Raw genomic sequence first — 11,823 nt, 5'->3', positions numbered from 1 at the left:
AAAGATGGTACCGAAATAGGTATATGGAACTAAATAAGAGGAGGAAATCGATGAATTTTAAAAAAGGTCTGACTACGAAGGAATATGGTCGTGGTGTTACAGTTAAATATGAAAATTATGATAGGTCACTAGCAAAAACGAGTTTCTTTGATGCACTTCAACTTGCTAATTCTCCATTTGAAAAGGAACCCCGGCACGATTCATCTTATCAAGAATATCCGCTTATTCCGGATGTAACCCTTTCGCTTTTTGAAAAGGATATGGCTAAGACTTCGATCACATATGATCCCCATAGAGAAAAGGTCATCATTGAAGAACGCTCAGAGAGATATTTGCCCAATAAAGGTGAAGCGCTTACAACGGCATTGGAGCATATCATGATCAGTCATGGAAAGTACCAATCTTTTTTTATAGTCAATCCGAAAGATTGGAACACAAAAAGAAAAACCACCCATAGCTTGAAACCCGATTAATCAGGAAAGCTATTGAGTGGTCTAACTAGCCAAAATTAGTGAAGAGAGACGAGGTCCTTGATTTCATCAGTGGAAAGTTCTGTGATCCAGTTATCACTACTGATGATTTCATCGTTCAGCGCCTGTTTTTTGTCGAGCATCTGATCGATCTTTTCTTCAAGCGTCCCGGTACATATCAATTTATGAACGTGAACGAACCGCTGTTGCCCGATACGGTAGGCACGGTCAGTGGCTTGATTTTCTACCGCAGGATTCCACCAGCGATCATAGTGAATGACATGGTTTGCCGCCGTTAAATTCAGGCCTGTGCCCCCAGCCTTCAACGAAAGGATGAAGATTGGGAAATCGCCATTTTGGAAGCGGGTGATCATATCATCACGCTGTTTCTTGTTCGCACTTCCGTTCAGGAAGGGAACTTCAAAGCCATAGCGATTTTCAAGCAGTTTTTTCATCATGTTCCCCATACCGATGTATTGGGTGAAAATGAGGCAGCTTTCCTCCTGCTCGCGGACAGCATCCACGATTTCCGTTAGCTTCTCAAGCTTCCCGGATCGGCTAGCTGCCATCATGATGTTTTCCTTTTCAGTTTCCTTTAGATAAAGGGCAGGGTGATTGCAGAGCTGTTTCAGTTTATTCAGCATCTGCAGAATGATCCCTTTGCGTTCAAAGGTGGACAACTGCTCGATGTCTGCAAAGGTATCCTTGATTAGCTGTTCATATAATGAAGCCTGCTCGGTGGTGAGTGGTACGAATTCTTTTTGTTCCTGCTTATCAGGAAGGTTCAGTGCGACCTCTTTATCCCGTTTTGTCCGACGGAGCAGGAAGGGCTGAATTAAGCGTTGCAGCTCTTTGATTTTATCTTTTTGTTCTTCCCGCTCGATGGTGGTCACGTATTTTTCCTGGAATTGACCAAGCGTTCCCAGGTAGCCTTTGTTAATGAAATCAAAGATGGCCCATAACTCGCTTAAGCGGTTTTCCATCGGTGTACCCGTTAAGGCGATATGATGACGTCCATCAAGCTTGCGGACTGCCCTGGATTGCTTCGTTTGGGCGTTTTTGATATTCTGAGCTTCATCTAGGATGACACTGCTCCAATGGATGGAGGACAATTCCTCCACATCTTGGTGGGTCAGACCATACGAAGTCAGGATGATGTCGTGGGTAGAAGCTTTTTTAATGAACGCATCACCCTTGGACCGATTCGAACCATAATGAAGGTGAACCTTGAGTGATGGAGCGAATTTTTCCAGTTCCTTCTGCCAGTTGCCGAGTACCGATGTAGGGCAGACAATCAACGCGGCCTGAACAGGAACATGCTCAGGCGGGTTGGTGATTACTTCGACCTCATCGGCGCTTTCCGTTTCACTTTCCTCATCGACAATGATGGGTTCGCTCGTTTGCACCTTTTCTTCATGGATAGGTAGCTCCTTGTCAGTCGCTTCGGCATTCTTGACATAAAGGAGGTAGGCAATCATCTGGACAGTTTTCCCAAGTCCCATATCGTCGGCGAGACACGCGCCAAAACCATATTCCCTTAAGAACAGAAGCCAGCTCATGCCCAGTTTTTGATAGGGACGTAAATCACCTTGCAGTGTCCCAGGGACTGGCATGATCGAAATGTTCTTGGTTTCCCGCAGTCGTCCGACCATTTTTCTAAGCTCCTGATTCAATTCGAATTGAATTCGGAGCATTTCGCCGTTTTCAGGGTCATCCTCGATTTCTTCCCCTTCACTATTTAAAAGCTCCTGTTGCAGCAAATCGGTCAGCTGTATGCCTTTTTCGTTGGCCGTTTCCATCAGGTTCTGGATTTGCTTGATGAAAGCGGGGTCGAGCTTGACCCATTGGCCACGGATATAGACAAGCCTGCGCTTCTCATCGACGAGCTCCGCGAACTCGGACTCAGTGAGCTCCTTACCGTTCAGGGAGAATCTCCAGTCGAAGTCCATCAATGCTTTCAGCCCAACGTAGGAAGGCCCGCGATTCGATTGGCTCTTCACTTTTGCCTTCACTTTGAGGGAGGATTCCTTCAAAGCGACCCACCAGGATGGAAGGAGGATTTCGACACCGAGAAATAGCAGCTTTTCGCTTGCATCGGTCAAAAACTCCCAGGCATCGATTTCGGATAGCTCGCTTTTTAACCGGCCCTTTTCCCCAATCCATGGAACGACGAGCTGCCAGCGTTTCGTCGCCCGTACGACTTCACTTGCGTACTTATTCCAGCCACGCGGCAATTTCTTGCCTGTATACGTTTCGATAATGCTTTCATCTTTTTTAGAGCGAAGCGTGACGTCTAGCTTCCATGGGCCATTTCCTTCAGGTGGTTCGGTTAAGCGTAGGCCGATGGTGAAGGGTTTAGGATCCGGGTTAACACCGAGCCATTCCTGCCAGCTATCCTGATCGAAAAAGGCCTGCAATTCTTCAGGAGAAAGCCTTGAATCCTTTAAGGCCCCAACTGCTTCGCTCCATTTATTGTGCATCGGCGAGTAGGTCTTCAAATACATATTAGCGGCGCCATTATACCATTTCTCGATAAAGGTCCGATTGGTTTCCACTTCAGGTGAAGGGAGGTCCAAAGGAATCTCCTCTTCCCAAAAGGAAGGAAGGAATTCTTCCTCGACCTCTTCCGGCAGTTTCCAACCGATGGAGTCCAACTGTAAATTCGTGAAATCAGGCACAGGAATCCCCGCTTCAATCGATTCATGAAGTACGGGGGCTGCGGATAGGCATAAGGATGAGAGCTCGGACCATTCCCATTCTATAAAGGAGTTAAAGCTTTCCTTCGCGAAAAAGTTCAGCAGTCCCCAGGCATCAAGAATGAAAACAGGGTTTTCGTTTATTGTATCTGTCGTCATTTTTGTTCCATAAAAACTGGCGTCATCCCAGTTGAACAGCAGTCTTCGAATATAACTTGTATTGAGGAAGCTATTCTCTTCATTGACGACACCAAGGACGTAGGATCCATTTTCGAGAGCCGCTATTTTGATTTTTAATTTTCCTGTATTAAACATCGATTAGCTTTCCCCTTTTTAATTCTTCTTGAAAAGCGCGCAGTCGTTTCGTCGAATCGACTACATATTGCATATACCGTTCGAATACCTCTTCCTTTTTCATCTTTTTATAGATGGTACGCATCTTTTTCAAATAACGGACTGCCTGTTTATAGGCTGGCCTGTTTTTCAAGGACACTTTTTCCTGTACCGCATGATAATAGAGGGGAAGCATCACTTCCGGATCTTTCGAGACGACTTCCTTGATGGATTCAGTGCTTATTAAGTCAATGCTGATTTCGGAGTAGATATGCATCTCCACCCATTTTTTATATTGGCCCTGTTCAAAAAGAAAGTTCGCATAGTTCCAATAGCTATGGGGAAGGGTAGCCCGAAAGAATTTCTCAAGCAAGTCATTCCGCTTCAACTTAAAGCAACAGCTTGTGATCAGGGTCGTGAAGGTCCGGACAAAATCGACCCGCTGATAATAATCGGATAGGTCAATCAAGAATTCCTGAACATGGGCGTTGATGAATTCAATGAAAGGAATGGCCCGGGTACGGTCCTCTGAATCGGAAAGGAACTCCAGCCAATAAAAAATATACGGACAGGCTTCCTTCTTCAATTCGTGGAGAAGCTCGATCGCTTGTCGGTCCTGGTTCTCCATCAGAGATAGGTGAATCGTAGCCAGAGTATAGGAAATGCGCTCCGTCGTGCCTGCATATTGCTTGGGCAGTTCCTCCTGAACTCGGTTCAGCTCCTCTTTACGCCACGAAGATGTGGTGAACAGGTAGCTCCAGATTTCCCGGTAGAGGTCGATTTTTTCATACTCCAACCCTTCGCTGCCGTCCAGTAGCTTCGCTACATCTTCCTTAATGCTAAAGACGAAGGGGTCAAAAGCAAAGGGACGGGCCTGTCTGCTCAGTGGCTGCACCGTTTCATGCAGCTCTTCGGCCAAATCGGCGGCGAGCGCATAAAAGACACGGACCGCTTGGGTGTTGCTTTTATGTAGCTGGATCATTCTCATAGTCAGCTGCAACGTACAAAAATGGGTCACAAAATGATAAAGCAGCTTCCATTCCCGTTCCATCGGGGTTTTGGAGCTGAGACGTTTAAAGAAAGTCTGTATATGATTCTCAATCATGTAAGGCGGTTCCTCTATATAAGGCTCCACTTGCTCAGTGAAGGTATCGTGCACGAATTGCTTCCATGATGGATAGCTTTTTTCTAAAATGATGGATTTCTCCTTTGTATGTTTAAATATTTCACTTGCCCGCTTTACCTGCTGCAAAGCCTGGGTAGGTGTGGATTTTGGCGCGTTCCAGTCGCTAACCCAATCGGACACACTGGCATGCTCGGAATATCCGGAGAAGAATACGGCCATTTGGTGTCGGCAAATAAACCTGGAATCGCAGGTGCAGCTTCCATCCTGAGGGATAAGCAAATTCAGCCTTGCCTTATAGCGCGTGACATCCTGTACCTCCGCGGTAATCAAGTCTTCCGCTTCCTCTTTCAGATCAACGAGCCCCTGGCGATACAACTGAAGACCCTCATTCACAACGGCCACATCATCCGGATCACCGGCCTCCAACAACTCCGCCAGCCGATTCCCAACAAACAACAACTCCCGCTCCATACTCTCCTCCTTTTTGGGGTCACTTTTAGGGGTCAGACCCCATTTCCCAAAATTATATTTTTGTATTATCATTGATCTATCAGTACTTTAACAACACCGGATGGGGGTCAGACCCTATTTCCCGGCATAGGAAAGGATGATGTTCATGCCTCGTAGACCGAGGATATGGTACCCTGGTGCGATGTACCATATTACTAGCCGCGGCAACCGCCGCAGTGATATTTTTTTAGACGACAAGGATCGCCTTCGTTACCTGCGTTATTTAGAGGAAACGAAAGAAAGGTATTACTTCGAACTCCATAGCTACTGCCTCATGACGAATCACGTGCATCTTCTCCTCGAAACGAAACAACACCCGATTAGTGATATTATGCATAAGCTGAATTCCCGCTATGCCATCTCCTTCAATAAACGGCATGACCATGATGGTCACCTCTTCCAAGGCCGTTACCATTCCGTCTTAATCGAATCGATCGAGCAATTCACTGCCACGAGCCGTTATATCCATTTAAACCCTGTACAAGCCAATATCGTCAAAAACCCCGCCGATTATAAGTGGAGCAGCTACAAAGTCTTCCAAACAGGAAAACCAAGCAAACACGTCAACCCCACACAAATCCTTCATTACTTCCAAACCCCACAGAACTATGAAACCTACGTCATGCGGGGGTCAGACCCTATTTCCCAGACTTAACAAAAAGCAAAGAACCTTTGCCAGTCAAGGGGTATGGAGCATTCGGTAAGGGGTCAGACCCCATTTCCCGGCACCCATTTCGAGGTCATCTCTTTATTATACTTCATTTGGGCTTGGAATTTGAAATGTTGTATACAGGTTTTGGAATATGTTTGTAGTCGGAATGTGAAAAGCCATTCCCGCATTAGGAATGGCTTAGTATTAATTTGTTTCTACGAGAGCTTCCCACACTTTGAATTTCTCATCGATAAAGGTGACAAAACGGTTTTGTTTTTGCAAATCGAATATGAGGCGGGCTCGTTCCATAAATTTTTTTGCTTGTTTATAGTTATTTTGCAATTCGTAGTTATATCCCAGGTGGTAATGGAGTTCAGCTAAAAGGTACATATGGTACTCTTCCAAACACCATTTGATCGCTTTTGTACAATACATAATGGAAGATTCATAATCCTCTAAACGGGTGGAAACTCGTGCTGAATTATAAAAAAGTCTGGTCTTTATCTTTTTATCATTTAAAAATGGTAGATGATTCATATGTGTAAGAGCTAATTTATATGTACATAGAGCTTTTTCATAAAGTCGTTCTTCGAAATATATTACACCCATACTTAGCAGATATTCTATTTCCCTTTCAGAGTACACCTTATCCGTTATATCAGATAAAGCAATGGCCTCCTCTAGGTGCTTTATCGCTTTATTCATGTTTTTATTCATCATGTATTCATATATCCCTTTATGCCACAATAACAATTGCTGGTTTTGCTTGTTTTGCGTGAACAAGGGATTATTTTCCTCTGTTTTAACAATGTCTCTCATATCTTGGTAATTCAAGGTCCTTCGTGTCAATTCCAATTGATGGGCGACTTCTTGAACATAGTCTAACCGAGGGGTCATTCCTATATCAAAAAAGTAATTAACATCTACACCTAACCTTCTGGAAATCATATATAGAGTGGTGGCGTACGGATAAACAACACCTTTTTCGATTTTGCTAATCTGGGCTTGCGTGCAAATTCCTTCTGCAAGTTCCTCTTGTGAAAGGCCAATTTGTTTTCTGAGTTCTTTTATTTTCTTCCCTACTGCTGAAAAATCCATGTTAACTCTCCTTAAAATATGCCTAGAGTTATATTTATAGTGAAAAATAGAAGAATAAATAAGAATGATTTATTTTCTTTATATGATGTGTATCAACACAACGAAAACGTATTTGATAAATCTATGGTTAAATACAACTATAGAATTTATTTCTATTAAATCCAATATTTTTTTTAAAAATAAGGAGGAATTACCCATGAAAAAAAGTCTTAAAGGGATGGCGGTATCCTTTCTTCTAGTAGCTGTAGTAGTTGTTGGTGGCTTAACATCAGTAACTGAATTACCAAGCGTACATGAGTTACCATCAGTTCATGCGAAAGCATAATATAGACGGTTAGATTATAATTCTCTGTCACCTCTTAGTAGGGGTGTCTTTTTTTTTTGCCTTCATCTAAAATATTCTTTCACGCATATGCCTTTAGTTATATTTATCTATGATTTGTCAATATAAGGGGGCATAGGAAGATGTGGAAGAAACGTGAGGGGCTATATGAACACATGGATGCATGTAGAAAGTTTGCTATAGTAAGAATAACAAAACAGAGAGAGGTGGAAGGATTATGATTGATATTAATATGAAAGTTCAACCCTCTTTTTATGATGACGAATGTGCCATTGTATTTTCTTTCTATTTTGATAGGGCTGCCAAGAAGGTTGGGGAAGCTGTGGTCTACACATGCAAGAAATCAAATGAGAAAAAATACAACCAGGATGATATAGATACAGATGAACTCCTTGACCCGAGTAGTCAAGAAAAAATCGCTTATATAAAAGAGTTTTCCATCGTGGATGAATACCAGGCGAGCTCTATGAAAAAAATTCAACACTTTTTGGACGTAATCGGCATTCAAAATTGCGTGGGGCAAGATCATCAGAAAAAAGTTGCATATTAAGAACGTAAAGAAACTCATGACATCTCATATGTCATGAGTTTTTGCTTGTTAATTGGGAGTTTTGTGCATTGTTTTTCATTTTTTTTATAAATTCGCTCATCCGCTTCCGGTCGCTTGATTCCGAAGGTTTTACCCGTTCTAATAACTCGAAATGGTATTTGTTCGTATCAGACTTCACGTTGTCGCCCCCTTACCAAATTCTTCTTATTTGTTTTGTACCCGTTTTGTGGTTGTTCAAACCAGAAATTACCTTCCATTCAATAAGGAGTGGAGGGGAATAGAAGCTTGTCCGTTTTCTTACCATATTATGCTTCGTTTTTATTTGATAGAACTGGGGTAAGTGAATAAGAGCACGTGAATGAGAACCGGAGAACCCGGTCAAGGCGGAGGAAAAAAATATGGCTATGAGTAATGAAAAAAACGACCGTACGAAGCGCTCCTTCCAACAATTTATTTTTCCGTTCATGCTAGAAGGAAATAAAATCGAAGGGTTTGTCAAACGGTTGCTTAAGGATGACTTTGTCTTTTTGGATCTGGATAATATGGACCTGCAGGACGATTTTTATGGCAATCATAAAGTTTCCCATCGTAACTTGGAGCAATACTTTATGCCGAATATTGTCCCCATTTTGTTTCCGAGCAGTTCAAAACAGAAAGAGGGAATACGCCGTTTCTCGAAGAAAATGGATCTGGGATGTACGTTCCGTTCGCCATTCTTAAAAACGGCTTTTATAATCAACTCCATTGATATCTATATTTGCCCGTTTCATATAGGGATGATTAATATCCGGGTAACATTGCCCGAGAACCTTCCTTATGACGATGTCCTTTATTTCACGGATACGTTCCGGATTCTCGAACCCATTGCGGAAGACGAAATCGAGATGAAGGTCGGCTGTAGGAATAATGAGTATGGATACGTGAAAGATTTCATCTTTGAGGAGTTAATCCCTCCTGCTGAGAAATATATAGATGATGAAGAAGACCACACATCCTACTTCGGAAGCTTGCCTTTCTTCGTGGATGAACGCATGTTTGTCCTCAGTAATACGAACCTGCCGAAGGATCGGGTGATTACCAAATCGGATTTATACCGAACGAGTCAGTTAAATGGGTATGATAATGATGGAGAACCCTATGTCGGCGCCCTGAACCCGAACTATATTGACAAGTATTACAAGGAGAGGGTGTACGATCGGTGGGGGGAGGAAACGTATTATGTCACGAGCGAGGGGCATTTTGCCTGTGTCACAAAAGCGACAGGTAAGCTAGAGAACCAACTTGCGAGTGAAATGTACGGGCAACACTTCTATTCCATGCTGCTTTACTTCTATTATAAAATAGTCCTGTTGAAACTGGCTCATGACCATTCCCAAATCGATGTGGAAAAAGACCAGTCGGATACGGAATTGTTAATCTTCATGATCACCGAGTTTTCGGCGAAGTACTTATTTGCTGAAGTGAACAGCACCTTCACAGGGAAAGAGCTCTTCAAAATGACGAAAGAAGTATTCAGGATCGAACCGCTCTATCAAGAAGTGAAAGAAACGCTTTCCTACTTGTATCAAAATCAAGATAAGCTTTCCGGGAAAAGCAGTAATTACCTTCTGCAAATCCTTACCATCTATACAGTTATCTCCGGCATATTCGGGATGAACCTGTATATAGAGGATTGGCAAAAGAAATTGACGTTGGAAGATTATATGAATTACACACTGTATGAATGGGTGGCCGTCTTGGTGACATCATCCGGCCTGATCATCTCCTTTATCATGGGCTTCTTATTCTTGAAAAAATGGCTTCAAGAACAAAAGAGCCGGAAAAAGAAAGTGCTATAACAATCAAGTCCTGCGCACATGTGCAGGACTTTTGTTTGTGTTCATGATCCTAAATAGTAAAAAGAGGGAAAGTGTCATTACAAATTTCCCCTTTTCCTCCCAACCTTTGATAAACTATAGATATCATTCTTACTGTTCATTAGGAGGAGATTATGAAAAGATTAGCATTAGTTTTCGGCTGTTTGTTGATGAGTGTATTGTTTTTGGCGGGGTGCTCGGAAGAACCTAGTCCAGAAGAACGCTTTGCGGCCTATACGAAACTATGGAATAAACAAGATTTTGCGAAGATGTATGATTATCTGTCTGCTGATACGAAGAAACAAGTCAGTGCAGATGAATTTGCAGAGCGATATAAAAAGATCTATAAAGGAATCGAAGCCGACCAAATCAAGGTGGGCTACACTCAACCAAAAGAAGAAGACGCAAAAGAACATAAAGATGATGAAAAGGTGAAATTGGCTTATACCGTCGACATGGACACGCTAGCGGGACCTGTCAGTTCCGACCATAAGGCGACCCTTGTCAAAGAAGAGAGAGACAAGGAAGAGAATTGGTACATTAAATGGGATGAAAGCTATATCTTCCCCAATCTCAAAACCGGTGAGAAGATATCAGTCGAGTCCTACCCAGCCATCCGGGGCGAAATTGTCGACCGGAAGGAACGTGGCCTGGCGATGAATGGGACGGTTTCGGAAATCGGAATCGTACCAGAGAAAATGGGTGACAAAAAAGCCACCGTCAAACAGGTGGCCAGTACTCTTAACATGACAACGGATGAAGTCGAAAAGAAATTGAACCAATCATGGGTGCAGCCTAGTTATTTCGTGCCCATCAAGCAAATATCTTCTGATGAGGCAGCGACCTTGGATAAGCTATTAAGCATCCCGGGGGTCTCTGCCAACAGTTCCGAGGAACGGATCTATCCTTATAAAAAAGCCACTGCCCATTTAATCGGCTATGTGGGGGAGGCGTCAGCGGAAGATCTGGAGAAATTAAAAGGCAAGGGGTATACCGCAAATGACGTCATCGGAAAACGTGGCCTCGAACAAATTCTAGAAGAACGCCTAAAAGGGAAACCAGGCGGCAAGATCTTCATCAAGACAGAAGAAGGCGAGGAAAAAATCATCGCCGAGAAGCCGGCTGAAGAAGGCGAAACGATCACGTTGACAATCGATGCCGAGCTTCAAAAGGATATCTTCAAGCAGTATGATAATGAAGCGGGATCGGCGGCAGCACTTGATCCGAATACCGGCGAGACATTGGCACTCGTATCCAGTCCTTCTTTTGATCCGAACAAATATGTACTGGGCATCACGAACGCGGAACAGAAGGCATTGGAAGAAGACCCAGACAAGCCACTACTGAACCGATTCAGTTCAACCTTTGCACCGGGCTCAACGATAAAAGCATTAACGGCGGCGATTGAATTGAAAAATGGAATCGACCCTAAATCTGCACTCAGTATTCAAGGAACAAAATGGGCCAAATCGAACTGGAAAGACCATTCCATCACACGGGTCTCGAACCCTGGAGTGCCGATCGATATGGAAAAGGCCCTCATTTATTCCGATAATATTTACTTTGCCCAACAAGCATTGAAACTTGGTAAAGATAAATTCTCAAAAGGGCTCCAAGACTTCGGATTTGATGAGTCCCTGAACTTCGACTACCCGGTTAAGGCATCAAGCATCGGAAAGCTCGATAGCGAAGGACGCCTGGCTGATGCGAGCTATGGGCAGGCCCAAGTCCAAATGAGCACCCTTCATTTGGCAATGACCTACTCGGCTTTCTTAAATGAAGGAAACATCATGGCACCTTCCTTAGTGACAGGTGATAAAACGGAAAAGAAAAAATGGAAAGAAAATATCATTTCTGCAGATCAAGCAAGCACGATCACCAAGATGCTCACACAAGTCGTAGAGCATCCTAAAGGGACCGCCCATGATTTAAATGATCTTGGCGTGAAGTTGGCTACGAAAACAGGTACAGCCGAGACCAAGGCATCCAAAAATTCCAGCGGAACCGAAAATGGTTGGCTAGTTGCCATGGATACCGAAAACCCAGAGCTGATCATGGCCTGGATGATGGAAGACGTAAAAGGACGAGGCGGCAGCCATTTGGTTAGTGATAAAATGAAGCCGGTTCTGAAGAAATATTTGAAGTGACAAGGAAAGGCATCTGCTTAGAGCAGGTGCTTTTTTGTATAT

The 11,823-nt window shown here is 43.4% G+C and carries 10 protein-coding genes; 6 read left to right on the top strand and 4 right to left on the bottom strand.

From position 1 onward, the window contains the following. Positions 1-50 precede the first annotated feature (50 nt). Positions 51-473, top strand: coding sequence for a hypothetical protein (locus tag ACIQXH_RS13895; protein ID WP_403124126.1), 423 nt, complete (start codon positions 51-53; stop codon positions 471-473). A 35-nt stretch (positions 474-508) separates the two neighbouring features. Here the strand turns inward: ACIQXH_RS13895 and ACIQXH_RS13890 are convergent, their stop codons facing one another. Next, complete coding sequence (locus tag ACIQXH_RS13890) at positions 509-3,481, bottom strand: DEAD/DEAH box helicase (RefSeq protein ID WP_403124123.1); 2,973 nt, start codon at positions 3,479-3,481, stop codon at positions 509-511. Continuing rightward, positions 3,474-5,096, bottom strand: a complete 1,623-nt coding sequence (locus ACIQXH_RS13885) for a hypothetical protein (protein WP_403124120.1) — start codon at positions 5,094-5,096, stop codon at positions 3,474-3,476. Before ACIQXH_RS13885 ends, ACIQXH_RS13890 begins: the two co-directional genes overlap by 8 nt. Positions 5,097-5,241: 145 nt before the next feature. Here ACIQXH_RS13885 and ACIQXH_RS13880 point away from each other — a divergent pair, with 145 nt between their 5' ends. Further along, complete coding sequence (locus ACIQXH_RS13880; protein ID WP_402954803.1) at positions 5,242-5,790, top strand: REP-associated tyrosine transposase; 549 nt, start codon at positions 5,242-5,244, stop codon at positions 5,788-5,790. 201 nt (positions 5,791-5,991) lie between these two features. Here the strand turns inward: ACIQXH_RS13880 and ACIQXH_RS13875 are convergent, their stop codons facing one another. After that, positions 5,992-6,885 carry a helix-turn-helix domain-containing protein gene (locus tag ACIQXH_RS13875; protein ID WP_403079684.1) on the bottom strand — a complete coding sequence of 298 codons (894 nt, stop codon included), beginning with the start codon at positions 6,883-6,885 and terminating at the stop codon, positions 5,992-5,994. 196 nt (positions 6,886-7,081) lie between these two features. Here ACIQXH_RS13875 and ACIQXH_RS13870 point away from each other — a divergent pair, with 196 nt between their 5' ends. Together ACIQXH_RS13870 and ACIQXH_RS13865 are read left to right on the top strand one after the other, a co-directional pair. Beyond that, positions 7,082-7,210 (top strand): hypothetical protein, encoded by a 129-nt coding sequence (locus ACIQXH_RS13870; protein WP_402990422.1) that lies wholly within the window; start codon positions 7,082-7,084, stop codon positions 7,208-7,210. Positions 7,211-7,445: 235 nt separating this feature from the next. After that, positions 7,446-7,778: a hypothetical protein gene (locus ACIQXH_RS13865; protein ID WP_402870447.1), complete on the top strand. Its 333-nt coding sequence runs from the start codon at positions 7,446-7,448 to the stop codon at positions 7,776-7,778. Positions 7,779-7,809: 31 nt separating this feature from the next. Here ACIQXH_RS13865 and ACIQXH_RS13860 read toward each other — a convergent pair whose 3' ends face one another. Further along, a complete protein-coding gene (locus ACIQXH_RS13860; RefSeq protein WP_403124118.1) occupies positions 7,810-7,956 on the bottom strand; it encodes a hypothetical protein in 147 nt (48 codons plus the stop codon). Positions 7,957-8,176: 220 nt separating this feature from the next. On the opposite strand from ACIQXH_RS13860, the gene ACIQXH_RS13855 reads away from it, so the two are divergent. Next, on the top strand, positions 8,177-9,616 hold the full coding sequence (locus tag ACIQXH_RS13855; protein ID WP_403124115.1) for a magnesium transporter CorA family protein: 1,440 nt from the start codon (positions 8,177-8,179) through the stop codon (positions 9,614-9,616). Positions 9,617-9,768: 152 nt separating this feature from the next. Then, positions 9,769-11,781 (top strand): penicillin-binding transpeptidase domain-containing protein, encoded by a 2,013-nt coding sequence (locus ACIQXH_RS13850; RefSeq protein WP_403124112.1) that lies wholly within the window; start codon positions 9,769-9,771, stop codon positions 11,779-11,781. The last annotated feature ends 42 nt before the right edge of the window (positions 11,782-11,823 follow it).

Source organism: Peribacillus sp. NPDC097225 (assembly GCF_044761955.1).
Lineage (GTDB): Bacteria > Bacillota > Bacilli > Bacillales > DSM-1321 > Peribacillus.
This window is presented reverse-complemented; position numbering and strand designations above follow the sequence as displayed.